This window comes from Burkholderia sp. BCC1047 (assembly GCF_902833155.1).
In the GTDB taxonomy this organism is placed as follows: domain Bacteria; phylum Pseudomonadota; class Gammaproteobacteria; order Burkholderiales; family Burkholderiaceae; genus Burkholderia; species Burkholderia sola.
The window spans coordinates 197,670-221,170 of sequence record NZ_CADFEH010000002.1 but is presented as its reverse complement, the minus strand read 5'-3'; the positions used below and the strand labels follow the sequence as shown (position 1 = coordinate 221,170).

Here is a 23,501-nt window from a genome sequence, read left to right as displayed (position 1 = left end):
ACGCCCCGAAAAGGCTCACCGGCCTCTCCCGCAGGTGCTCACCGGCCGTTCCCGGGAAGGCTCACCGAACGCTCCCGTATCGGCTCACCACGCTGCCCCGTAAAAGCTCACCCGCTGCTCCCGAAAAGTCTCACCTTGCTGACGGCCTTGAATTGGCGAGGCCGGAATACGGCCACAAACGTGTACACGCCCATCGCTTGAAACGGCTGCGGAGGGTGGCCATCGCGGCACGCTCCGTGCGTCTCCGGACACCGTGCGTGCGTCGCGATATCGCCGCGATCGACAGATCCGACATGTCGGCAGACGTTTCACCGCAGAGATTGATTTTGAGTTATTTGCATTCCTGATTGAATTCGCAGCATGGCGGCCCATTGCAGCATCGACGCCATGCGCTGCCCTCGGCGTCGAACCACGGACCGACGCCTACGGCTGTAACTTCATCCTGAAACCCACGACGCCGGGCTCCTCCGTCGTCGACACCGCAAACCCGCACGATTTCGCGAGCGAGATCATCGCCGAATTCTCGCGCAGCGCCTCGCCGACCATCCACGCGGTGCCGCGCGAGCGTGCGTAATCGATGATGCGAGTCATCAACAACCGGCCGAGCCCCTTGCCCTTTTGATCGGGTCGCACCGCGATCGCGAACTCCGCCGTCTCGTTGTCCGGATCGGCGACCTCGCGCACCACCGCGAGCGTGTGGTCGCGCCCGGACACATCGGTGAACGACACGATGAACGCCATTTCGCGGTCGTAGTCGATCTGCGTCATGCGCGCCACCTGCGAATGATCGAAGCTGCGCACCGCGCCGAAGAAACGCATCCGAAGATCTTCCGGCGTCATCGCACCGAGCAGTTCGTTGTGGGCGGCCTCGTCCTCCGGACGGATCGGACGGATCGTCACCGTCTCGCCACGCCACTCGAGCGTCTGCTCGAGGTGCCGCGGATACGGCATGATCGCGAGCCGGCTGCGCCCCGAGGCCAGCGTGATGCGCGGCGCAATCACCCATGCGCGGTCGGACAGCACGCGCAGCGTGACCGACATCGCGACGACTTCGCGCACGTCGCAGACGACCTGCGACAGGGCCGTCAGCGCGTCGAGCGTCGGCTCGACACGCGTGCTGCGCGCATACGGCGAGCGTTCCATCACCGCGCGGGCGAGCACCGTGTTCAGCGGCGGCAGGCCGTAGACGACGAACGGCGCCGATACGCCATCGGCCGGTGGCACGGCATAGCGAAACACCGGACCGAAGTTCGAATCGTCGTACATGTCGACCGCGATATCGACGACCTTCTTGCCGGCCGGTTCGTCGGGCTGCTCGCCCTGCAGACCGAAACGGGACAGCCAGTGCAGCGCGCCCTCGCCGGCCAGTTCATGCCGACCGGCTTCGACCAGCCGGCGCGCATCGGCCTGGGCGGACGCCACGCACTCGGCCGGCTGCAGCGGCGTGCCCTCGGGCGTCTGCATCAGCAACTGGCGCCCGAGGTTGTAGTCGACGAGACGCGCATACGCGCGTGCGAGCCGCTGCGGCGTCGTGTGCACCGGAATGCCGTTCGCGTGCAGCGCATCGCGCGTCGCCGCGTCGACCGCGCCGAAGAAACACGCGAGGATGCCGCGATGCGCGTACTGCCGCGAATCGATCAGCGTGCGCGCGACCGACTCGGCCGGCGCGCTGTGCGAAGTGGAATGAACGACGAACAGCGTGCCCGTCTGCGGAAACGGGGCGAGCGCCTTGATCGCCGCGGCAAAGTGCTCGGGGCGCGCATCGTCGCCCAGCGCGAGCGGGTTGCCGGGCGCCGCGAGATGCGGAAGCGCGGCCGCGACGGCCGACGTTGCCGCGGGCGACCAGTCGGTCAGCACGTCGCGCACGTCGGCCACCGCATCGACCGCCAGCTTCGCCACGCCCGCATCGCTCGTCACGAGCGTCGCCGCGCCCCGCGCGGTGACGCGGCCGACGCCGAGCGTCTCGATTTCGTCGAGCAGATCGTCGAGCGCATCGACGCGCACCATGCCCGCGCGCTGGAATGCCGCCGTGTACAGCGCGTCGCCGGGATCGGCACGGCCGGTGCGCAACGCGAGTACCGGCTTGTTGCGTGCGGCCGCCCGCGCCGCCGACATGAACTTGCGCGCCGCGCGCACGGTATCGAGTTCGAGCAGGATCGCGCGCGTGCCGGGATCGCTTGCCAGATAGTCGAGGACGTCGCCCGCATCGACATCGGATTCACTACCGAGCGCGACGACGTGCGAAAAGCCGAGGCCGCGCGCATCGGCCCAGCCGAGCACCGCGTTCGTCAGCGCGTTCGATTGCGACACCCATGCGACGCCGCCCGATCGCGCCGTATAGGCAGGCGCGCCGAAATGCGCATGCCGCGCAGGCGACAACACGCCGAGGCTGCCGGGCCCGACGATACGGAGCACGAACGGCTTCGCCGCCTTCAGCGTGCGATCGACCGCGGCGCGATCGGCATCGGTGCGCGCGTCGCCGACGATCACCGCGACGCGCGTGCCGAGCTCGCCGAGCTTGCGCACGATGCCGGCCCAGGTCGCGGGCGGCGTGCAGATCACGGCAACCGACGGCGGCGTGGGCAGCCGGTCGACATCGGAGACGACCGCATGCCCGTCGAGCTCGCGATATTTCGGATTGACCGGCCACACAGGCCCCTGGAACGCGCCGTCGAGCACACGCGACCACACCATCGCGCCGATACTGCCGGCGCGTGACGACGCGCCGACGACCGCAACGGACTTGGGCTGGAACAACGCATCGAGATGGCGAACGGTCACATCGGCTCCCTGCGGTGACGAAAGACGACACGATCGGCATGCGGCCGGGCAGGCCGTGCGCCGATCGACGCGAACCCCAAGCATAGGCGAAGCGCTTGCGACTGCCTATATGCCAAACGGCCGACTATTCGACGGGTGTCAACGCCCGCACCATGGACCTGCAACACACACGGCCCGGCATCGCAGCGCCGCATGCACGAGGCACGCCACGCGGCACGGCGCTGCAGCCGCTTTCTCAAAGGTGAGGATTTACAGGAGCCATGGTGAGTATCGTCGGGAATCGCACGGCACACCGCATCCGCATGCGAAAGGTGATGAAAATCCGCGTGATGCATGCACCGCGAAAATCGCACATGTCAATGCGCATGCATTGCGCCATTACGCGGTTGTTTACGCGAATTACCGGCAACATGCAGCCGGATCGCGGCGAATTCGCAAAACGGGATCCGTTAATTGCGCGGCATTGCACTTCAATTCGTCGGGGAAAATCGCGTGACGATTGCGCGAAAACAAAACGGTGCGAAGGCCGCATGGCCGTTCGCACCGTCAGTCGGTACACGAAAGGTGAGGATTTCCGGGAGTCAGTCCTTGATCAGGAAACGTCCGCGGTTCTTGCCGAGCCATGCCGGCGCCCGCCCGCGGCCACTCCACGTTTCGCCCGTCTTCGGGTTCAGGTACTTCGGCGGCAAGGTGCGCTTGGGCTTCGCGGCGGCATTGGCGGCGGCCGATCCTGCCGCGCGAAAACCGAGCTCTTCGGGCGTAATGTCGTATTCGTCGATTTTCGCGCGGATATGCGCAATCGCGTCGGCAATCGCCTTTTCACGTTCCTTGTCGATCTTTTGCTGAAGCCGTTCGAGCTGCGCGCTCAGTTGCCTGTAGGTCGCCATATGGATGGGACTCCATGAGTGTTATTCGTGAAAAACAAGTGACTCAAAGCAAACGGAAAAGCGCTTTGCCCGATCGTGTCTCCTCAGCCGGTCATTTCGGGATCAATAACCGCTTTTCTTCTTGCATGCGAAGAGAAGGTTTCGCACGGCGTCATCCGTGGATTGCTGGATCACGTCGAAATCCCCGTTGCACATGGCCCGGGCATTGTCCGTGCAATTGCTCCAGTCGCTGCCGGTGCATTGCACCTGAGTGGTCGGGCGCCCATCCGACGTGAACAGCGGAGCACCGCCGCCGCACCCGCCGAGCCCTGCAACCAGAGCCAACATCACGGCCGCCCGAGGCCACCGACAGACCGACGCAAGCATGTGTTTCATTATTCTTCCCGTCAACCTTTTTTTGAATGTCGCGAGTATGCCATGGGCTGCTCATCGGCCGTCAGTCCGGCGCGCGGTCGGGTTGGCCGCGCGCCTTGTACGGCAAGCGCTTGCGCGGATCGTCGGTGATGCGAACGAAAACCTGCTCGACGTCCGGAAGCGCCTCGAATTCGCGTTGCAGCGCGTGGCGATCGAGCGTCGTATCCGCGCATCCTTCGACGTAGATGAAACGTCGCTGCACGGTGATCCACAGGCTCGTGCCGCGCAGGCGATCGGAGCCGGCGAAGTGCGCCTTCGCCGCATCGGCGATCGACGCGTCATACATATACGAGTTCGGCTTCGTGCAGCGATGGGCGAGCCAGCAGGTCGTGCCGCGCTCGGCGCGGTAGTGCGCATCGTCCGTCATCTCGGCGCGCGTCATCCACGGGCCGAGCGGCAACGGGCATTCGGCGACGTCCTGCGACAGCGCGACGAACGGATCGTTGTACCAGTTGCGCCGCGCGTCGGGCGCGTCGGCATCGCCCGACTGCGCGAGCGCGGCGCTCGCCAGCAACAGGGTCAACCACCCTGCGAAGCCGATCCGCTTCATCGTGACCTCCTGTTCGATGCGTTACATCGGGCCGCACCGGCATCGCCGAACGGCCTACCGGCCGATACCGAGCGCGGCCAGTTTCTTGTACAGCGTCGCGCGGCCGATGCCGATGCGCGCGGCCGCTTCAATGACCTTGCCGTCACAGGCCGCCAGCGCATCGCTCAGGAACTGGCGCTCCCACGCCGCCAGTGCATCGGCATACGAAACGGCCGGCGCCCCGGAGGCCGCCGACGCATCGCCCGCACGCTGCTCGGCCGGCACCGCGGCAACCCGCTGCGCCGGCGCCGCGCCGTCCGCCGAGATGCGCACCGGCCCGAGAAACGGCGCGAGCGCGCGCGCATCGATCACCGAACGGTCGGACAGCATCAGCGCGCGCTCGAGCGTATTGCGCAACTCGCGCACGTTGCCGGGCCACGGATACGCGCACAGCATTCGCAGCGCATCGTCGGTCAGCTCGCAGTGCGCGGCGCGCCCGTGCTGCGCGGCCAGCTCCTCGAGCGTCGCGTAGACGAGCGCCGCGATGTCGGATGCGCGTTCGCGCAGCGGCGGCGCATGGATCGTCAGCACGTTCAGCCGGTAATAGAGATCCGCGCGGAAACGCCCTGCCGCCACGAGCGCCGGCAGGTCGGCCGACGTGGCGGCGATGATGCGCACGTCCGCGCGCACGATCCGGTTCGAGCCGACCGGCTCGAACTCCTTGTCCTGCAGCACGCGCAGCAGCTTGCCCTGCAACGGCAGCGGCATGTCGCCGATCTCGTCGAGAAACAGCGTGCCGCGATCGGCCAGCTCGAACTTGCCGACGCGGCCCTTGCGATCGGCGCCGGTGTACGCGCCGGGCGCCGCGCCGAAGAATTCGGTTTCGAGCAGCGTGTCGGGGATCGCGGCGACGTTGACGGTCACGAGCGGCTGGAGCGCACGTGCCGACGCCGCGTGAATCGCGTGGGCGAGCAGTTCCTTGCCGGTGCCCGTCTCGCCAAGCAGCAGCACCGGCGAATCGACCTGCGCCGCGCGGCGCGCCTGGCGCTTGGTCTCGAGGCTCGCGGCACTCGTGCCGACGAAGCTCGCGAACGTGTATTTCGCGCGGCGCGCCTGCGCGAGCGAGCGCTGCGTCGCGATCAGTTGCTGCTGAAGCTGCGCATAGCGGGAAAAAATCGGCGTGAGCGTCTTCAACTGATCGAACAGCGCGAAGCCGATCGCGCCGACCGTCTCGCCGGCTTCGTTCTTCAACGGCAGGCGCGTGACGACGAGCGGCTCGCGGCCCGTCTCCATGATGTCGAGCAGGATCGGCTGGCCGGTCGATACGACTTCGCGCATCAGGCTGTTCGGGATCACGGCCTCGCAGTCGAGGCCGACGGCCTGCTGCGGATCGGCGAAACCGAAGCGCGCCGCGTAACGCTCGTTCATCCACACGACGCGCGCGTCGCGATCGACGACCACCGTGCCCGCACTCGAATCCTCGAAGGTCCGGAACAGCGACTCGGCGGCGCGCCGCAGCACGTCGCCGTAGTTGACGGGCAGGCGGGCCCAGTCGTTCATCATCGTGTCGTCGTCTCCGTATATCGTCGGCCGGATGTCTCCGGAACGAGACGGATTATCTCACTCCGGAGACACACCGCAACGCGTTGTCCGGAAAAGCCCTGCGCGATGTCGAGGGTTGGCCGGATGGCTGAAACGTCTCCAGATGGAGACGTTTTATGTAGAATCGTCAGACCTGGACCGGCGCGGGCCCGCCGGCCGCCGGCGGACCCATGTCCGGCGGCGCAATCCGGCCGATGGCACGAAACCTGCACGAACCTGAGTTGGTCCGCGGCGCATCGCGCGATCGAACAACAACCAAAGCCATTCCAAGCTTTTAGGAGACTCCCTTGTCTTTCGTGATCGTCCTCGCCGCGCTGGCGTTCCTGATGTTCGCCGCGTATCGCGGCTACAGCGTGATCCTGTTCGCGCCGATCGCCGCGCTCGGCGCGGTGCTCCTGATCGAACCCGCCGCCATCGCACCGGTCTTCTCCGGCATCTTCATGGAGAAGATGGTCGGCTTCGTCAAACTGTATTTCCCGGTCTTCATGCTCGGCGCCGTGTTCGGCAAGGTGATCGAACTGTCCGGGTTCTCCGAGTCGATCGTGCACGCGGCGATCCGCTACATCGGCCGCTCGCGCGCGAATGCGGTGATCGTCGCGGTGTGCGCGCTGCTCACCTATGGCGGCGTCTCGCTGTTCGTCGTGGTGTTCGCGGTCTATCCGTTCGCGGCCGAACTCTATCGCCAGAGCAACATCCCGAAACGGCTGATGCCCGGCGCGATCGCACTCGGCGCGTTCTCGTTCACGATGGATTCGCTGCCCGGCACGCCGCAGATCCAGAACATCATCCCGACCACGTTCTTCAAGACGACCGCGTGGGCCGCGCCCGCGCTGGGCACGATCGGCTCGCTGTTCATCATCGTCGTCGGCCTCACCTATCTCGAATGGCGCCGCCGTTCGGCGATGGCGAAGGGCGAAGGCTACGGCACGTCGCTCGTCAACGAGCCGGAGCGCGTCGAGGCGAAGGCGCTGCCGCATCCCGCGCTGGCGATCCTGCCGCTGATCCTCGTCGGCGTGTCGAACTTCGCGTTCACGAAGCTGATCCCGCAGTGGTACGGCGCCGCGTCGTACACGGTCGCGCCGGAAGTGCTGCCGGGCGTGCACGCGCCGGTCACCACGTCGATCAAGACGGTCGTCGCGATCTGGTCGGTCGAGGCCGCGCTGCTGCTCGGTATCGTGCTGGTCGTGCTGACCGCGTTCAAGCGCGTCAGCGGCCGTTTCGCGGCCGGCTCGAAGGCCGCCGTCGCCGGCGCGCTGCTCGCCGCGATGAACACCGCGTCGGAATACGGCTTCGGCGGCGTGATCGCCGCGCTGCCGGGCTTCCTCGTCGTCAGCGACGCGCTGAAGAGCATCCCGAACCCGCTCGTCAACGCGGCCGTGTCGGTCAGCTCGCTCGCGGGCATCACGGGCTCGGCGTCGGGCGGCATGAGCATCGCGCTCGCCGCGATGTCGGACCTGTTCATCAAGGGCGCGCAGGCGGCCAACATCCCGATGGACGTGCTGCACCGGGTCGTCGCGATGGCGAGCGGCGGCATGGACACGCTGCCGCACAACGGCGCGGTCATCACGCTGCTCGCGGTCACGGGCCTCACGCACCGCGAGTCGTATCGCGACATTTTCGCGGTCACCATCATCAAGACGCTCGCGGTGTTCTTCGTGATCGCCGTGTACTACGCGACGGGGCTCGTGTAAGCCTGGGCATCAAGGCGGCGCTTCGTGCGCCGCCTTCCCGTCCGCCTAGATCGGACCGCATGCGCACCGGAACGGATTCCGGAATGCGCATCCGGTCCGATTTCATTTTCTGCCCGTCGAATCAGGCCAGATCCACGCCGCAGCGCTCACACGTGCGTGGCGGTCGCCCGGGTCATTGCACAGCTTCCGCCCTTACGCGCCCATTGTTACCCGCAGCAAAACACTGCGTTGGGCGCGATCGCATTTTTCGCGCGCCCGCCGCAGCCTACACTGGTTTCAACGTCGCACGGCGCTTCGACGAACGAAGCGCCGCGATTCACCGGAATCGTGGAGGTCCCGATCATGAAGCGCCTGATCCAAGCCGTTGCCATCGCCCTGGCCGTCTCGGCCCCGTTCGCCGCACAAGCGCAGTCGAACCAGCCGCTCACGCGCGCGCAGGTCCACGCCGAAGTCAAGGCGCTCAAGCAGGCCGGCTTCCAGTCGAGCGACTGGTTCTATCCGGCCAGCATCGTATCGGCCGAAGCGAAGATCGCCCGCGAGCACGTCGCCGGATACGGCAGCGATCGCGGCGCGTCGTCGGAATCGGGCCGGTAACGAATCCCCCGGCCCGCTCGCCGATGCCCCCGCGCGTCGTTACGCCTTCACGGGCTGGATCAACTTCGCGCACGCCGCCGCCTGCGGATCGCCGGCAGGCAGCTTCCCGCATACGCCGTCGAACTGCTTGACGACCGTCCTGACCGACGCATCGTGCGCGCCGCTACCGCGCCAGCGATTCAACTGCGTGACGACCTTGGTCAACGCACGCAGGTTCGCGCCGTAGAACGCGTCCCGGGTCTTGTCGGCCTGCGCGAGCACACTGGCCGCAATCCCTTCGATGCGGGCGGAATCGTTCGGTGCCAGCTCAACCGCGTTCGCAAAGTAAGTCGCGCCCCAGCGCAGCTTCGTCGCCGGCCCGCTCGCCGCGTCGTACGCCTTACGATACCAGTCGAGCGCGGCCGCCTTGTCGCCGCGCGCCTTCGCGTTCGCGGCGAGTCCCGACATGAAGTAGTACGGCGTGGACGAGCGCGGCAGCTCGGTCTTCAGCAACACATCCGATTCGTCGTACAACCCCGCGTCGGTCAGCGTGTCCGCGCCTTCGCTGACGAGCGCCTGCCGCTCGTACGCGTTCGCCGCGCCCTGCACCGACGCGGCGATCTGCTTGCGCGCGGTGTCGGCCAGCGCCAGCGCAGCGAGCGGTGCGCCGTTGCGCGCGTCGCCGCGCGCGAGCAGCACGCGGCCGTGCAGCGCCATCAGCCGGTCGATCGACGACAGCGTGGTGTCGGTCGACAGGCGCGCGAGCGCCGTGTCGTACGCGCCGCGCAACTTCGTGCGCTGCGCGTCGTCGCGGCCGAGATACGCGACCACGCGCGCGGGCGCCGCGACCAGCACGTCCGAATCGGCCCGCGACAGCGCGGCATCGTGCAGCACCGTGCGCAGCGAATCGGCAAGCGCGGCCTTGTCGAGCGCGCCGGCCTGGGTCGGGTCGTTCGACGCGGCAACCACCGCCGACTTCAGCGCGAAGCGCGCCGATTCGGCTTTCGCACCGGCCGCCCGCGCACGTTGCGCGAGCGACTGCAGCGTCTCGGCGACGCGATCGGCCGGCACCGGCAGCGCGCCGTCCGTATCCCATGAATAGTCGGCCAGCAGGCGCCATTCGTCCGGCGTCAGCGCCGCGCCGTTCTTCAGCGCGGTCGCGAGCGTCTGCCGCACCGGATGCGCGGCCGTCATCCCGAGCGACAGCGCCTGCATGTAGCGGTCGAGATCGGCTTCGCCGGGCAGCCGCGTCACTTCGGTGCCGTCGGGACGGAACAGGATCATCGTCGGATAGCCGTGCACCTTGAAACGCTCGCCGAGCTTCTGCGCGCTTTCGGTATCGCCGTCGAGATACACGGGCACGAAGAACGACGAACGCGTCTTGAATGCCTGCTGGCTGAAGATCGTCGACTTCACCTGGTTGCACGACGGGCACCACACCGCGCCCCAGTACAGCAGCAGCGGCTTGCCCTCGCGCTTCGCGAGCGCGAACGCGGCATCGACGTCGCCGTGTTGCCAAGCGATGCCGGGCGGCAGATGGGCGCCGTCGGACGATGCGCTCGCCGCCGGGGCGCCGACGGGCGTGGCGGCGGCAAGCGCCGCGCTGGCGGCAGCGAACAGGCAGGCGGCGGTGAGCGTGCGGAGAACGGTTTTCATCGAAGCGGGTTCCGTTGAAAAAGACGGTTTCAGGGCGATGCCGCGCACGCAACGAGGGCCGTGAAGCGATGACGATGAGGCCGGCCGACGCGCAGCGCCGCGCATGCATCGATACGGAAAAGCGAAGCCGGCCGCAGCTGCCGGCAAATCGTTCGACGATACGACGGGTACAGCCGAAGGAAAACGAACGAATTCTCGATTGGATATGACGCGCGGCGGCGTGTGCCGTCACGTCCGCGACGGCCGGCCCTTCATTGCCGCGCCTTGATCCGCGCCATGTGATACACGGACGCATGCACGCCGTCGCGCAACGCGTAATCCGGCGATTCGCCTTCGATGCGGAAACCGTGTTTCTCGTAGAGCGAGATCGCCGCGCGGTTGTCGGTAAACACGGTCAGCTCGAGACGCGTGACGTTCAGCCAGTTCTCCGCGAGATCGATCGCGGCCGCGAGCAGCCGGCCGCCGATGCCGCGCCCGTGACGGGCCGCGTCGACCATCATGCCGAGCGCCGCCGCGTGGCGCCGGCGCGGATTCGGCTCGGGATGCAGGCCGAGATGGCCGACCACCGTACCGTCGATTTCGGCGACGAGGCTCACGCCGTGCTCGCGTAGGTTGTCGAGCCGCTTCTGCCATTTTTCGAGCGACGGAAACGGCTGCTGCAACGTATTCATGTACACCGCGGGATGCGCGGCGATCTGCCGGATCGCGTCGACGTCGTGCGTCTCGCAGTGCCGGATTCTGATATCGGTCATGGATGGGCCGGTTCCGAAAAGTCGCGCCGAAGGCACAGGCTGCACAAGCGCGCAGCAACGCAATGAGCTTAGCCGATTTCATGCATTTGAAACACGGGCGTCACGCGGCGCACATCACGTTGCATCCACAACGAAACGCGCGCGCGCCATCGTCGCGAAATCCGGAAAATTCTGACCGGTCACACCGGCGTCGATCGGTAATTTCTTACCTTCTTCGGCCTCGCATCGCGCTTGAACGAATCGTTGCATGCACAACGTCACGTGCGCGACATGCGATGTCATTTCTTCATCACGTCGACGTCATGTCGCCTCCCTAGACTGGGCGCCGCCCGAGCCCGGCATGCGCCGGGCCGGTGCGTGCCGATACCTGCCCCGCGCATCACGAGCGCGCGGCGCACGGGACCGCGACGACGAGGCCGCCGCATCGGCGCGACGTCGGATGCCGGGCGTCGCGTGTCGGGCCCGACGCGCGCACCACCGCGACGCGCGGCCGACGCACCGAACGCGCACGCATCGGCGATCGTCCCGGGGCGGGACGACGCCGGGCACGACAAGACGCACTCACGAACGCTCCCACCTTCACAGGATCCGAACGCCATGACGTCACGCCGCAAATTCCTTCAGCAGACCGCCGGTTCCGGCCTCGCCGCCGCCGCGCTGTCCGCGTTTCCGCCGAGCATCCGCCGCGCGCTCGCCATTCCCGCCTTCCACGAAACGGGGACCATCCAGGACGTCAAGCACGTCGTGCTGCTGATGATGGAGAACCGCGCGTTCGACAGCTACTTCGGCACGTTCAAGGGCGTGCGCGGCTACGGCGACCGCTTCGCGGTGCCGTCGCCGAACGGCCGCGACGTGTTCTATCAGGCGTACACGAAGGGGACGCCCGCCGCGACCGTGACGCCGTATCACCTCGACGCGCGCCAGGGCAACGCGCAGCGCGCGGGCGGCACGCCGCACACGTGGGCCGATTCGCAGGCCGCGTGGGATCATGGCCGGATGAACCGCTGGCCCGACGCGAAGACGCCGCTGTCGATGGGCTATTACGACGCGGCCGAAGTGCCGTTCCAGCGCGCGCTCGCCGATGCGTTCACGCTGTGCGACCACTACCACTGCGGAATGCACACGGGCACGATCGCGAACCGCCTGTTCTACTGGAGCGGCACCAACGGCCCGAACGGCATCAGCCCGGCCGACGGCAATCGCGTGAAGATCGCCGCGCTGAACAACCAGTTCAACGGCGGCAACGACATCGGCCCGTCGAGCCAGGGCTGGACCTGGACGACCTATGCGGACCGGCTGCAACAGGCCGGCGTGAACTGGAAGGTCTACCAGAGCCTGATCGACAACTTCGGCTGCAACGAAATGATGAGCTTCCGCCACTGGCGCGCGGCGATCGAGCAGATGCCGGCCGCGCGCCGGCCCGCGTACGTCGCGTCGACCGACATCACACAGCCGGTGACGGCGGCCGGCGCGTTCTACGACCCGGCGATCGACGATCCGCTGAGCCCGCTCGCGAAGGGCTTCGGCAACACGATGCCGTACGGTTTTCTCGAAACGTTCCGCGACGACATCCGCAACGGCAAGCTGCCGGAAGTGTCGTGGATCATCCCGCCGTCCGCGTACAGCGAGCACCCGGGGCCGTCGAGCCCCGCGCAGGGCGGCTGGTACGTGCAGGCCGTGCTCGACGCGCTGACGGCGAATCCGGAGGTCTGGAGCAAGACCGTGCTGCTGGTCAATTACGACGAGAACGACGGCTTCTTCGACCACATGCCGTCGCCGGCCGTGCCGTCGCGCAACGCCGACGGCACGCTCGCGGGCGGCCATACGCTGTCGGCCGCCGACGTCGCGGTCGAGTACCACGACTTCGCGCCGGCCACGGCGAGCCAGCCGGCGGCCGACGGCCGTCCGTACGGGCCTGGCCCGCGCGTGCCGATGTGGATCGTGTCGCCGTGGAGCCGCGGCGGCTGGGTCAATTCGCAGGTGTTCGACCATACGTCGACGCTGCGCTTCCTCGAGGCGCGCTTCGGCGTCGCGGAGCCGCAGATCAGCGCATACCGCCGCGCGGTGTGCGGCGACCTGACGAGCGCGTTCAACTTCCGCACGCCGAACGACGAGCCGCTGCCGACGCTCGCGGGCCGCACGACGAAAAGCCAGGTCGACGCGCTGAGCGCCGCGCAGCAAGCCGCGCCGAAGATCGTGCCGCCCGCCACGCCCGCGCTGCCCGCGCAGGCCATCGGCGTGCGCCCGTCGCGCGCGCTGCCGTACGAGCTGCATGCGAGCGCGCGCACCGATGCCGACGCCGGCACGGTCACGCTGAAGTTCGCGAACACCGGCCGCGCCGCCGCCGTGTTTCACGTCTATGACAAGCTGCACCTCGACCGGCTGCCGCAGCGCTACGTCGTCGAGCCCGGCAAAAAGCTGCACGGCGACTGGGCCGCGCGCGCCGACAACGGCGGTAAATATGACCTGTGGGTGCTCGGCCCGAACGGCTTTCACCGGCGCTTCACCGGCGACCTGAGCCGCGTGGCCGGCGCGCGCGCGCCGCAGCCGGAAGTGCGCGTCGGCTATGCGGGCGCGAGCGGCAACCTCCACCTGCGGCTGCGCAACGACGGCGGCGGCACGGTGCGCTTCACGGTCAAGTCGAACCAGGTCTACGGGCCGTTGTCCGGGCGCGGCGCAAACGCCGACCACGGTCATGGCCACGGCAACGAAAACGGCAACGGCCATGGCGCCGGCACCGTGTGGACGGTCACGGTGCACGCCGGCGACCAGTCCGAACTGCACTGGAAGCTCGACTCGACCGGTCATTGGTACGACTTCATCGTCACCGCCGACAGCGACGCGAGCTTCTCGCGCCGCGTGGCCGGCCGCGTGGAAACCGGCCGCCACTCGGTCAGCGACCCGGCGATGGGGCTCGCCGACCGCTTCTGACGCCGCCGCGGCGACGCGCGGCGCAGCGCGTGTCGCCGCCCGCGCCGGCGTGGCCGCGAACGCCGTTCGGGTACCGGTTCCGACCGGCCCCGATCTGGCGCAGACGCCCGCCCGGCGCGGCTCAAACATCAGAAGGATCGGTGGTGTAACCCTCTTTTCATCCCCACGAAAATGCTCCGTGTCGCGGCCCGTTCGCGTTAAACTGCGTCAAGCTGTATTCAACAAAGACATCTTTGCCGCTACGGCACCACGACACGAGGATAGGTTCGATGCGCACTACCGGCTCATCCGGGGCAATGACCCTGCTCACCGAACACGACGCGGCCGACGGCCGCGAACTGCGCTCGCTCCGGCTCGAAGCCACGGCCGACGGCAAGAGCGTGCTGCTGATCGAGGTCGACGAACGCAAGCCCGGCATCCACCGCGAGGTCCGCTACGAGATCACCCCGGCCGAACTGATCGCGGCGATCCGCTCGCACGGCGCCGAGTTGCCCGGCGAAAACCACGGCGCCGCATCGCTCGCCCGTACGCCTTCCTGATTCCGAACGGTGAGCCGCGTGCAACGCGTCGGCTCACCCACATCTCCCTGACGCCGTCAGGCGCTTTTGCGTCATTCCCGCCGCTGTGTTGAAAAAGGCCGATAATCGGTCCATCTGCGTTTCCCGCCCACGCGTTTCCTTTTCGGCCAGCCGTCATGCTCCGTGACCTCGTCGCCCAGTACGGGCCGCTTCTCGTGTTCGCCAACGTGCTTGCGGCGGCCATCGGCCTGCCGGTGCCGGCGATGCCGACGCTCGTGCTGTTCGGCGCGATGTCCGCGATGCATCCGGCGATGATCGGCTCGCAACTCGTGACGGTCGTGGCGATGTCCGTGCTCGGCGCGCTGATCGGCGACACGGTCTGGTACGTGGCCGGGCGGCGTTACGGCGGCACGACGCTGAAGACGATCTGCCGGCTGTCGCTGTCGCGCGATACCTGCGTGAAAAAGACCGAGCGCTTCTTCGGCCGCTACGGCGTGCGCGTGCTCGCGGTCGCGCGCTTCATTCCGGGCTTGTCGCTGGTGTCGGTGCCGATGGCCGGTGCGCTCGGCACGCGCTATCGCACGTTCGCCGGCTACGACGCGCTCGGCGCCGCGCTGTGGACGATCGTCGGGCTGGGCGCCGGCCTCGTGTTCTATCGGCAGATCGACTGGCTGTTCGCCGGCGCGAGCCGCCTCGGCCGCGCGGTGCTGCTGGTCATCGTCGCGCTGCTCGCGATCTATGCGGCCGTGCGGTGGATGCGCCGCCGTGCGCTGATCCGCCAGCTCGCGAACGCGCGGATCGGCGTCGACGAGCTCGACGTGCTGCTGCGCGATGCCACCGCCCCGGTGGTGCTCGACGTCCGCTCGCCCGAGCATCGCAAGCTCGACCCGTTCACGATTCCCGGTGCGCAGTTCGCCGACGAACGCCAGATCGGCGACATCGTCGCGCGCTATCCGCTCACGCAGAAATTCGTCGTGTATTGCTCGTGCCCGAACGAAGTGACGGCCGCGCTGATGGCGAAGCGCCTGCTCGATGCAGGCTTCACCGATGCGCTCGCGCTGCGCGGCGGCCTCGATGCATGGCGCGATACGGGCCGCCAGCTCACGTCGCTCGTGGAAGAGATGCCCGCCGCGAACGATTCCGTGGCGGGCTGGCACAAGCCGGCCTGATCGCACCGATCGCAGGCCGGCCCGTACGACACCGGGGACGTGCGTCCCCGTTGCATCAGAACGCGTGCAGCGGCAGGTTCACGACCAGGCGGTACTCGGTGTTCGTCGCGTCCGAGTAGTGTGCCGAGCCGTTGTGCCACATCGCGATGAACGTGACCTTCGTGTTCTTCAGCTTGCCGCTCTGGAACGTGTACGACGGGATGAAGCCGAACTCGTGGTGACGGCCCTGCACCGGCGCGCCGTTGCTCCAGTAGATGCTCGACTTGCTCGGGTCGTTGGCCGCGCCCGCGCTGCCGTCCGCGCCCCAGCCCGTCACGCCCCACACCATCGCCTTGAAGCCCGGCAGGCCCGCTTCCTTGCCGTAGAACGTGTAACGCAGCTGCAGCGACTTTTCGTGCGGCGCGTTGTAGTCGACGTCCATCGAGTTGGTCAGGAAGATGCCGTTCGTTTCGTTCAGGTAGTCGAAGAACTGATCGCCGAGCACGTGCTGGAAGCCGAGCAGCAGTTCATGCGGGCCGTGCTGCGCGGCGAGCGACAGGCTGTACGCGTTGTTGTTGATCTTGCCCTGCAGCGCATCGCCCGTGTCGTGCGTCGAGTAGACGTTGCCGAAGCCGGTCCACTTGATCGTCTGCGGGCTGCCGATGCTGTGCTTCACCGACGCGTAGTACTGGTGCCACACGTCGTCGGCCTGGTTCGCGTACAGCGCGACTTCGCCGTTCGGCGAGTAGTCCCACGTGCCGCCGACGTACGACAGGCGATTGATGCGCGTGCCGCCGTACTGCGTCGTCAGATTCGTGAGCGTCGTATGGCCGCGCGCGTCGGTCTTCGTGAAGCTGCCGGCCTCGAGCATCACGTTCTTGAATTCATTGCTGACGAGCGTCGCGCCGAGGAACGTCGGCGGCAGCGCGCGGTTGTCGTGCTGCTCCATGAACGGGTTGTCGACGGCCTGCAGACCGTACTTGACCACCGTGTTCGAGATGCGCGCCTTGATGTCGTAGATGCCCGGGTACGCCCACGCGAGCTGGTTGCCGCCACCGCCGCCCTTCGCGATGTGCACCATGCTGCCGGCGCCCTGGCCGCCGTCGAGCTTCAGCGCCGCATACAACGACGCGTCGAAGCCGATCCCGATCAGGCCGGTCGTGTAGCCCGATTCGAAGTTCGCCATCGCGCCCTGGACCCACGCATGACGATGCGGCCCGCCCTTGTTGTCGAGCACGTCCGCATAGTTGCGGAACAGGAAGTCGAGATGGCTGTCGGCGATGAAGCCGTTCGATTTCGACTGCGCCGACGGCTCGTCGGGCGGCGTGACGGCCTGGGTCGCCTCGGCGTTGATCACGGCGTTCGGGGTCGTTGCCTGCGCAACCGACGTGCCCGACGCGGCGGCCGGTGCGGCCTGCGCGACCGTCAGCGGCGCCGCGTCGTCGGCGTGCGCGACACCCGTCAGCGAGACGCCGGCGAGCGCCGGCAGCCCCCATGCAAGCAGCATCTTCGATGCCGTCCCGATCCTCTTCTGCTTTTTCATCGTAATAATTCTCGTCTTGTGTTGATATCGTCCACGCCGGTCGCGATCCGCTCCCAGCCCCCCGGCGAGCCCGGCTAAGGACGCGCCTGTACCCGCGGCGCGAAGATCGTTCGCGCCGCACCTACCCCTGTTGACCTGCCTTGGTTTTGTTTTCTGCGTTACTTCACATCACGCCGCGCCCGCGCGGATGCACGCGACGCGCGCCGCCGACCCCTGCCGCACTTCCGGCAGCGGCACGTCCTGCGCGCACGCGTCGACCGCGACCGGGCAACGCGTGCGGAACGCGCAGCCGGACGGCGGGTTGAGCGGCGAGGGCATCTCGCCCGCCAGCAGCATCGGACGGCGAGCACGCTCGCGCGCCGGCTCCGGCGTCGGCGCCGCATCGAGCAGCGCCTTCGTGTACGGGTGTTGCGGCACGCCGTACACGTCATGCCGCGTGCCGAACTCCATCACGCGGCCGAGATACATCACGAGCACGCGCTGGCTGATGGCCTTCACCACCGCCAGGTCGTGCGCGACGAACAGATAGGACAACGACAGTTCGCGTTGCAGATCGCGCAGCAGGTTCACGATCTGCGCCTGGATCGACACGTCGAGCGCCGATACGGGCTCGTCGCAGATCACGAGCTTCGGCTCGCTGATCAGCGCGCGCGCGATGCCGACGCGCTGGCACTGCCCGCCGGAAAACTCATGTGGATAACGCAGCAGGTGATGTGCGTTCAGGCCGACGCGTTCGAGCATCGAGATCACGCGGCGGCGCACTTCGGTCCGGCCGAGGCCCGGCTGGTGCGTGACGAGCGGCTCGGCGACGACCTGCTCGATCGTCATGCGCGGATCGAGCGACGCGAGCGGATCCTGGAAGATCATCTGCACTTCGCGCCGCATCGCGGTGCCGCGCAGGTGATCGGGCGCCACGGCCTGGCCGCGCCATTTCACGGTGCCGGCCGTCATCGGCACGAGGCCGATCAATGCGCGCGCAAGCGTCGATTTCCCGCAGCCCGATTCGCCGACGAGCCCGACCGTCTCGCCGCGCTTGACGTCGAACGACACGCCGTCGACCGCGCGCAGCGTGCCCTTCGGCGACCACGGATAGCCGCCGAGCGGCACGCGGAAATGCACTTTCAGATTGTCGACGGACAGCAGCGTGTCGTCCGTCGCGCCGGCTTGGCGGCGTTCATCGACGCTCATCGCAGACCTCCCGTCAGATCGGCCAAGGGCCGGTGGCACGCGCGCACCGCGCCCGCGGCGCCATAGGTTTCGAGCGCCGGGCGCTCAGCGCCGCAGCGTTCTTCCGCATACGTGCAGCGCTTCGCGAACGCACAGCCGGCCGGCGCGGTGCCGGGCATCGGCGGGTTGCCGGGAATCGCGACGAGCGGCGCGTCGTCCGCGTCGGTCAGGCGCGGCAGCGCGTTGAGCAGCCCGATCGTGTACGGATGCGACGGCGCCGCGAAGATCGATTCGGCCGGCGCATATTCGACGGTGCGGCCCGCGTACATGACCATCACGTTGTCGGCGAGGCCGGCGACCACGCCCATGTCGTGCGTGATCAGCACGATCGCGGTGCCGCGCTCGCGGTTCAGCTCGCGCAGCAGGTCGATGATCTGCGCCTGCACGGTCACGTCGAGCGCGGTGGTCGGCTCGTCGGCGATCAGGATTTCCGGCTCGGAGAGCAGCGCCATCGCGATCATCACGCGCTGGCGCATGCCGCCCGAGAACTCGTGCGGATACATGCGGATGCGGCGCGCCGCATCGGGAATGCGCACCGATTCGAGCGCCTCGATCGCGCGCTTGATCGCTTCCTTGCGCGACAGCTTGCGATGCAGCTGTAGCGTCTCGGTCATCTGCCGCTCGATCGTCAGGAACGGATTGAGCGACGTCATCGGATCCTGGAAGATCATCGCGATGCGATCGCCGCGCACCGCGTTCAGCGCGCGCGTATCCATGTCGAGCAGGTTGTCGCCGCGGTAGCGCGCGGCGCCGGTCGTCGTGCCGTTGCCGGCCAGCAGGCCGAGCAGCGCCATCACGGTCTGGCTCTTGCCCGAGCCCGATTCGCCGACGATGCCGAGCGTCTTGCCGGCTTCGAGCGAGAACGACACGCCGTTGACGGCGTCGATCGGCGGCGCATCCTTGCGCGTGAAGCGCACGCCGAGGTTTTCAACTTCCAGTAGAGCGGTCATCTTCAGCGATCCTTCGGGTCGAGCGCGTCACGCAGGCCGTCGCCGACGAAGTTCACGCAGTAAAGCGTCACGCACAGCATGACGGCCGGGGCGAGCAGCAGCCACGGCATCGATTCCAGTTTCTGCGCGCCGTCCTGGATCAGCACGCCCCAGCTCGTCATCGGCTCCTGCACGCCGAGGCCGAGGAACGACAGCACCGATTCGGTCAGCACGATATTCGGCACCGAGACCGTCGCGTACACGACGACCACGCCGAGCAGGTTCGGCACGACGTGGCGCAGCACGATCGATGCCGGCGACACGCCGATCGCGCGCGCCGCATCGACGAACTCGCGATTGCGCAGCGACAGCGTCTGGCCGCGCACGACGCGCGCCATGTCGATCCACGAGAACGCGCTGATGGTCAGCACGACCAGCATGAACGAGCGGCCGAACAGGGTCATCATCAGGATCGCGATCAGCAGGTACGGGATCGCGTACATCATGTCGACGACGCGCATCATCACGGAATCGACGCGGCCGCCCGCGAAGCCCGCGGTCGCGCCCCACGCGACGCCGAACAGGCCCGACACGAGCGTGCCGAGCAGGCCGACCTCGATCGATACGCGGCCGCCGATCAGCGTGCGCACGAGCAGGTCGCGGCCGAGTTCGTCGGTGCCGAACCAGTGCTGGTTCGCCCAGGTCGGCGGCAGGCTGATCGACGCCCAGTCGCTCGCGGCGGGATCGGCCGCGAGCAGCCACGGGCCGACGAAGCAGGCGAGCGTGATCAGCACGAGCAGCGCGAGGCTGAACAGCGCCGCGCGGTTGTGAAGGAAGCGCGCGAACGCCAGCTCGAGCGGCGAGCGCGAATGCGGCGGCGAATCGGTCTGCACGGGCAGGCCGACGACGGGAGTGGTCGGAGTCATCGCTGTGCCTCGCTCAATAACGGATGCGCGGATCGAGCCACGCGTACGCGAGGTCGACCAGCAGGTTGAACAGCACCGCGAAGACGGTCGTCATCACGACGAGGCCGAGCACCAGCGTGTAGTCGCGGTTGATCGCGCCGTTCACGACGAGCTGCCCGACGCCCGGCAGCGCGAACACCGATTCGGTGACGACGGCCGCGGTGATCGACGTGATGCAGACCGTGCCGAACAGCGACACGACCGGCATCAGCGCGGGCTTGAGCGCATGGCGCAGCACGATCGTCGAGCCCGGCAGGCCCTTCGCACGCGCGGTGCGGATGTAGTTGCTCGACAGCGTCTCGATCATCGAGCCGCGCATCACGCGCGCGAGCAGCGACACGTTGATGAGGGTCAGCAGCGCGATCGGCAGCAGCCGGTACTGCCAGCCGCCGTCGCCCCAGCCGCCGGCCGGCAGCCAGCCGTTGCCGGCCGACGTCTTCAGCAGGATTGCGAAGATCCACACCATGACGGGGCCGAGCACGAACGGCGGCACGACGTTGCCGAAGTTGCCGATCAGCATCACGAAGCGGTCGATCACGCTGTCGCGGCGCACGGCCGCGACGGTGCCGAGCAGCACGCCGAGCACGATCGAGATCGGGATCGACACGCCGCCCACGCCGAGGCTCACGGGCAGCGCCTTCTTCACGAGATCGTTCACCGACCAGTCGACGTAGCGGAACGACGGGCCGAGATCGCCGTGCAGCAGCGAGCCGAGATACAGCAGGTACTGCTTCCACAGCGGCTCGTCGAGGTGGTACTTCGCGTTCAGGTTCGCGAGCGTCGCGGCGGACAGCTGCTTCTCCGTATCGAACGGGCCGCCGGGCGTGAAATGCAGCAGCAGGTAGCAGACGGTGATGACCGCGAGGATCGTCGGCACCGCCCACAACGTGCGCCTCAATGCGTAGGCCAGCATGATCGCTCCGTCAGTGCTTGATCAGGTACATGTCCTGCGAAGCACGCATGTCGATCACGTTCTTCAGCGAATAGCCGCCCACGTACGACTTCACGAGACGGTCGGCCGAGTACTGGAACAGCGGCACCATCGGCGTGTCCTTCATCGCCATGTCGTGCGCCTGCGTGAGCAGCGCGGTGCGCGCGTTGTCGTCGAGCTTCTGGTTGCCTTCCTCGACGAGCGCGTCGACCTGCTTGTTGCAGTAGCCGACGGTGTTCTGCGAGCTGCCGCAGCGGATCAGGTCGAAGAACGTCATCGCGTCGTTGTAGTCGGCGAACCAGCCGTCGCGCGCGATCTGCACCTTGCCGTCATGCCGCTGCTTCATCAGCACCTTGAACTCGACGTTCTCGAGCTTCGTGGTGATGCCGAGCTTCGTGCGCCATTCCGATGCGGTGAACAGCGCGACCTTCTTGTGCAGGTCGTTGGTGTTGTACGTGAGCGTGAACGACAGCGGCTTCGCGTCCGAATAGCCGGCCTGCTTCAGCAGGTCCTTCGCGGTCGCGATGCGCTTGGCCATCGGCCACGACGCCCATTCCGGCGTGAACGGCTGCACGCCCTTCGTGCCGTTCGGCATCAGCCCGTACATCGGCTTCTCGCCGGCCTGCGTGAGCTTCGACGTCAGCACGTCGCGATCGATCACCATCGACAGCGCCTGGCGCACGCGCTTGTCCTTCAGCGCCGCGTCGCTGTTGTTCAGGAAGTAGTAGTAGGTCGCGAGCTGCAGGCCCGGGCGCAGCTCGGCGCCGAACTGCTTGCTGACCTGCTGGAAGATGCCCGACGGAATCGAGTAGCTGTAGTCGATCTGCCCGGCCTGGTACATGCGCATCGCGGTTTCGTCGCTTTCGATCGGCAGGTACGTGACCTTGTTGATCACGACCTTCGACGCGTTCCAGTACTTCGCGTCCTTGGTCGCCACGATGCGATTGTTCGGCTGCCAGTCGACGAGCTGGTACGCGCCGTTGCTGACGAGGTTGCCCGGGCGCGTCCATGCGTCGCCGAACTTCGCGACCACGTCCTTGTTCACCGGCACGAGCGGCGCCATCGCGGTCAGTTCGGGGAAGAACGCGACCGGCACGTCGGTCGTCACCTCGAGCGTGTACGGATCGACCGCGCGCACGCCGAGCGTCGTCGGTGCGGCCTTGCCGGCGATGATGTCCTTCGAGTTCTTGATGAACTCGACGAGGATCGTGTATTTCGAGCCCGTCTTCGGATCGACGAGGCGCTGCCACGAATAGACGAAATCGGCGGCCGTCACCGGCTGGCCGTTGCTCCACTTCGCGTCGTGGCGAAGCTTGAAGATCCACGTCTGCGGCGTCTTGCGCTCCCACGACAGCGCGACGCCCGGCACGACCTGGCCGGCCGCATCGATGCGCGCGAGCCCTTCGAACAAGTCGAGGCCGATCGTGTTGCCGGTCCACGATTCGATGTGCGCCGGGTCGAGCGACTCGACTTCGGCCGGCACCTGTCGCGTCAGGTCCTGTTGCGGAGCGAGCGCGACGTTCGACGGAACGGTTACGGCGTGGGCGACGGGCGTCGTCAGGGCGAGCGCGGCCAGCACGGCCGACATGGCATGCAAGGATTTCATCGTGGCAGTCTTGAGAAGGTGGTTCGGTGGGCGTCGCGCGGCGGATGCCGCGGCTTACGCGTGAGACGCTGACGGGGGCAGCGATTGAGGAGGCCCGTGATTCTCGTATTGCATGTTAGTATTCCTTACATTTCTTTCGACAGGTATCCCGTCGAAGAAACGAAGGAATACCCGTGCGTTAGAACAGTCGCGGCGTACCGACCCAGACCACCACCGACTCGATCTTCGCGGTGTTGACCCAGCTGTGCGGGACCGTCGACTGATAGTGCGAACTGTCGCCGGCCTGCAGGACGAACGTCTTGCCTTCCAGCGTCAGCGACACTTCCCCTTCAATCACGTACAGGAACTCCTCTCCTGCATGTGTCGTCACCTCGGACCGTTTCTGCCCCGGCGGCATCCTCACGAGGATCGCCTCCAGCTGGCGCCCTTCGGACACGTTCGTCAGTCGCGCGAACAGGTTCGCCGAATCGGCAAACCCGAAGAAGCGCAGCTGATCGCCTCGGCACACCGAGCGTTCCTCGCTCGGCGTATCCACGAAGTACTGCACCGTCACGCCGAGCGCGTGGGCGATACCGGCCAGCGACGTCAGTGACGGCGACGCGAGCCCGCGCTCGACTTGAGACAGAAACGGCTTCGAAATCCCCGCGGCGGTAGCGGTGTCGTCGAGCGTGCGCTTCAGACGTTGGCGCAACGCGCGAATCTTGCTGCCGAGTGCGACAGCGTCTGCCGATCGCGAGTTTTCAGTGGGGGGAACCATAGCAGGCCGAAAAGTGGTCGTCAAAAAATGTTTGATGGAAAGTAACTAAGTTAATTCGAGA

General features: G+C 67.3%; 20 protein-coding genes. 5 read left to right on the top strand and 15 right to left on the bottom strand.

From position 1 onward, the window contains the following. Window positions 1-423: 423 nt before the first annotated feature. From HWX55_RS02955 to HWX55_RS02935, 5 genes are all read right to left on the bottom strand, one after another. Window positions 424-2,781, bottom strand: a complete 2,358-nt coding sequence (locus tag HWX55_RS02955) for a GNAT family N-acetyltransferase (protein WP_175973820.1) — start codon at window positions 2,779-2,781, stop codon at window positions 424-426. Between the two features lie 581 nt (window positions 2,782-3,362). Further along, a complete protein-coding gene (locus tag HWX55_RS02950) occupies window positions 3,363-3,668 on the bottom strand; it encodes an H-NS histone family protein (protein WP_175973818.1) in 306 nt (101 codons plus the stop codon). Window positions 3,669-3,770: 102 nt separating this feature from the next. Further along, the gene (locus HWX55_RS02945; protein WP_012493616.1) at window positions 3,771-4,043 is read right to left on the bottom strand and encodes a hypothetical protein; all 273 of its coding nucleotides are present in this window, start codon (window positions 4,041-4,043) and stop codon (window positions 3,771-3,773) included. Between the two features lie 61 nt (window positions 4,044-4,104). Further along, on the bottom strand, window positions 4,105-4,632 hold the full coding sequence (locus HWX55_RS02940; protein WP_050013358.1) for a BON domain-containing protein: 528 nt from the start codon (window positions 4,630-4,632) through the stop codon (window positions 4,105-4,107). A 54-nt stretch (window positions 4,633-4,686) separates the two neighbouring features. Next, on the bottom strand, window positions 4,687-6,174 hold the full coding sequence (locus HWX55_RS02935) for a sigma 54-interacting transcriptional regulator (RefSeq protein ID WP_175973816.1): 1,488 nt from the start codon (window positions 6,172-6,174) through the stop codon (window positions 4,687-4,689). Window positions 6,175-6,500: 326 nt separating this feature from the next. Here HWX55_RS02935 and HWX55_RS02930 point away from each other — a divergent pair, with 326 nt between their 5' ends. Together HWX55_RS02930 and HWX55_RS02925 are read left to right on the top strand one after the other, a co-directional pair. After that, window positions 6,501-7,904, top strand: a complete 1,404-nt coding sequence (locus HWX55_RS02930) for a GntP family permease (protein WP_175973814.1) — start codon at window positions 6,501-6,503, stop codon at window positions 7,902-7,904. Between the two features lie 342 nt (window positions 7,905-8,246). After that, a complete protein-coding gene (locus HWX55_RS02925; RefSeq protein WP_175973812.1) occupies window positions 8,247-8,498 on the top strand; it encodes a DUF4148 domain-containing protein in 252 nt (83 codons plus the stop codon). Window positions 8,499-8,537: 39 nt separating this feature from the next. On the opposite strand, the gene HWX55_RS02920 is transcribed toward HWX55_RS02925, so the two are convergent. From HWX55_RS02920 to HWX55_RS36295, 3 genes are all read right to left on the bottom strand, one after another. Next, the gene (locus HWX55_RS02920) at window positions 8,538-10,133 is read right to left on the bottom strand and encodes a thioredoxin family protein (RefSeq protein WP_175973810.1); all 1,596 of its coding nucleotides are present in this window, start codon (window positions 10,131-10,133) and stop codon (window positions 8,538-8,540) included. Between the two features lie 251 nt (window positions 10,134-10,384). Continuing rightward, window positions 10,385-10,885, bottom strand: coding sequence for a GNAT family N-acetyltransferase (locus HWX55_RS02915; RefSeq protein ID WP_175973808.1), 501 nt, complete (start codon window positions 10,883-10,885; stop codon window positions 10,385-10,387). Between the two features lie 114 nt (window positions 10,886-10,999). Beyond that, window positions 11,000-11,134, bottom strand: a complete 135-nt coding sequence (locus HWX55_RS36295) for a hypothetical protein (protein WP_279612663.1) — start codon at window positions 11,132-11,134, stop codon at window positions 11,000-11,002. 348 nt (window positions 11,135-11,482) lie between these two features. Between HWX55_RS36295 and HWX55_RS02910 the strand changes: the two genes are divergently transcribed. From HWX55_RS02910 to HWX55_RS02900, 3 genes are all read left to right on the top strand, one after another. Next, the gene (locus HWX55_RS02910; RefSeq protein ID WP_175973807.1) at window positions 11,483-13,816 is read left to right on the top strand and encodes a phospholipase C, phosphocholine-specific; all 2,334 of its coding nucleotides are present in this window, start codon (window positions 11,483-11,485) and stop codon (window positions 13,814-13,816) included. A gap of 269 nt (window positions 13,817-14,085) precedes the next feature. Then, the gene (locus tag HWX55_RS02905; RefSeq protein WP_050013367.1) at window positions 14,086-14,355 is read left to right on the top strand and encodes a hypothetical protein; all 270 of its coding nucleotides are present in this window, start codon (window positions 14,086-14,088) and stop codon (window positions 14,353-14,355) included. Window positions 14,356-14,510: 155 nt separating this feature from the next. Further along, on the top strand, window positions 14,511-15,503 hold the full coding sequence (locus HWX55_RS02900; RefSeq protein WP_175973805.1) for a DedA family protein/thiosulfate sulfurtransferase GlpE: 993 nt from the start codon (window positions 14,511-14,513) through the stop codon (window positions 15,501-15,503). A gap of 55 nt (window positions 15,504-15,558) precedes the next feature. Here the strand turns inward: HWX55_RS02900 and HWX55_RS02895 are convergent, their stop codons facing one another. The 7 genes from HWX55_RS02895 to HWX55_RS02865 form a co-directional block, all read right to left on the bottom strand. Beyond that, window positions 15,559-17,025 (bottom strand): OprD family outer membrane porin, encoded by a 1,467-nt coding sequence (locus HWX55_RS02895; protein ID WP_124555224.1) that lies wholly within the window; start codon window positions 17,023-17,025, stop codon window positions 15,559-15,561. A gap of 168 nt (window positions 17,026-17,193) precedes the next feature. After that, the gene (locus HWX55_RS02890) at window positions 17,194-18,213 is read right to left on the bottom strand and encodes an oligopeptide/dipeptide ABC transporter ATP-binding protein (protein ID WP_175973803.1); all 1,020 of its coding nucleotides are present in this window, start codon (window positions 18,211-18,213) and stop codon (window positions 17,194-17,196) included. Then, on the bottom strand, window positions 18,210-19,202 hold the full coding sequence (locus HWX55_RS02885; RefSeq protein WP_175973801.1) for an ABC transporter ATP-binding protein: 993 nt from the start codon (window positions 19,200-19,202) through the stop codon (window positions 18,210-18,212). The genes HWX55_RS02890 and HWX55_RS02885 overlap by 4 nt, the downstream gene beginning before the upstream one ends. Window positions 19,203-19,204: 2 nt before the next feature. Further along, entirely contained in the window at window positions 19,205-20,107 is a 903-nt protein-coding gene (locus HWX55_RS02880) for an ABC transporter permease subunit (protein WP_050013371.1), read from the bottom strand. A 13-nt stretch (window positions 20,108-20,120) separates the two neighbouring features. Further along, the gene (locus tag HWX55_RS02875) at window positions 20,121-21,059 is read right to left on the bottom strand and encodes an ABC transporter permease subunit (RefSeq protein ID WP_050013372.1); all 939 of its coding nucleotides are present in this window, start codon (window positions 21,057-21,059) and stop codon (window positions 20,121-20,123) included. A gap of 10 nt (window positions 21,060-21,069) precedes the next feature. Then, on the bottom strand, window positions 21,070-22,683 hold the full coding sequence (locus tag HWX55_RS02870; protein ID WP_175973799.1) for a peptide ABC transporter substrate-binding protein: 1,614 nt from the start codon (window positions 22,681-22,683) through the stop codon (window positions 21,070-21,072). 178 nt (window positions 22,684-22,861) lie between these two features. After that, window positions 22,862-23,440, bottom strand: coding sequence for a cupin domain-containing protein (locus HWX55_RS02865; protein ID WP_011548888.1), 579 nt, complete (start codon window positions 23,438-23,440; stop codon window positions 22,862-22,864). Window positions 23,441-23,501: the final 61 nt, after the last annotated feature.

What these genes read in the sequence shown, in the direction of transcription:
- HWX55_RS02950 (WP_175973818.1), bottom strand. Translation starts at nt 3,668, where the DNA reads ATGGCGACCTACAGGCAACTGAGCGCGCAGCTCGAACGGCTTCAGCAA.
- HWX55_RS02945 (WP_012493616.1), bottom strand. Translation starts at nt 4,043, where the DNA reads ATGAAACACATGCTTGCGTCGGTCTGTCGGTGGCCTCGGGCGGCCGTG.
- HWX55_RS02940 (WP_050013358.1), bottom strand. Translation starts at nt 4,632, where the DNA reads ATGAAGCGGATCGGCTTCGCAGGGTGGTTGACCCTGTTGCTGGCGAGC.
- HWX55_RS02935 (WP_175973816.1), bottom strand. Translation starts at nt 6,174, where the DNA reads ATGATGAACGACTGGGCCCGCCTGCCCGTCAACTACGGCGACGTGCTG.
- HWX55_RS02925 (WP_175973812.1), top strand. Translation starts at nt 8,247, where the DNA reads ATGAAGCGCCTGATCCAAGCCGTTGCCATCGCCCTGGCCGTCTCGGCC.
- HWX55_RS02920 (WP_175973810.1), bottom strand. Translation starts at nt 10,133, where the DNA reads ATGAAAACCGTTCTCCGCACGCTCACCGCCGCCTGCCTGTTCGCTGCC.
- HWX55_RS02915 (WP_175973808.1), bottom strand. Translation starts at nt 10,885, where the DNA reads ATGACCGATATCAGAATCCGGCACTGCGAGACGCACGACGTCGACGCG.
- HWX55_RS36295 (WP_279612663.1), bottom strand. Translation starts at nt 11,134, where the DNA reads ATGCAACGATTCGTTCAAGCGCGATGCGAGGCCGAAGAAGGTAAGAAA.
- HWX55_RS02910 (WP_175973807.1), top strand. Translation starts at nt 11,483, where the DNA reads ATGACGTCACGCCGCAAATTCCTTCAGCAGACCGCCGGTTCCGGCCTC.
- HWX55_RS02905 (WP_050013367.1), top strand. Translation starts at nt 14,086, where the DNA reads ATGCGCACTACCGGCTCATCCGGGGCAATGACCCTGCTCACCGAACAC.
- HWX55_RS02900 (WP_175973805.1), top strand. Translation starts at nt 14,511, where the DNA reads ATGCTCCGTGACCTCGTCGCCCAGTACGGGCCGCTTCTCGTGTTCGCC.
- HWX55_RS02895 (WP_124555224.1), bottom strand. Translation starts at nt 17,025, where the DNA reads ATGAAAAAGCAGAAGAGGATCGGGACGGCATCGAAGATGCTGCTTGCA.
- HWX55_RS02890 (WP_175973803.1), bottom strand. Translation starts at nt 18,213, where the DNA reads ATGAGCGTCGATGAACGCCGCCAAGCCGGCGCGACGGACGACACGCTG.
- HWX55_RS02885 (WP_175973801.1), bottom strand. Translation starts at nt 19,202, where the DNA reads ATGACCGCTCTACTGGAAGTTGAAAACCTCGGCGTGCGCTTCACGCGC.
- HWX55_RS02880 (WP_050013371.1), bottom strand. Translation starts at nt 20,107, where the DNA reads ATGACTCCGACCACTCCCGTCGTCGGCCTGCCCGTGCAGACCGATTCG.
- HWX55_RS02875 (WP_050013372.1), bottom strand. Translation starts at nt 21,059, where the DNA reads ATGCTGGCCTACGCATTGAGGCGCACGTTGTGGGCGGTGCCGACGATC.
- HWX55_RS02870 (WP_175973799.1), bottom strand. Translation starts at nt 22,683, where the DNA reads ATGAAATCCTTGCATGCCATGTCGGCCGTGCTGGCCGCGCTCGCCCTG.
- HWX55_RS02865 (WP_011548888.1), bottom strand. Translation starts at nt 23,440, where the DNA reads ATGGTTCCCCCCACTGAAAACTCGCGATCGGCAGACGCTGTCGCACTC.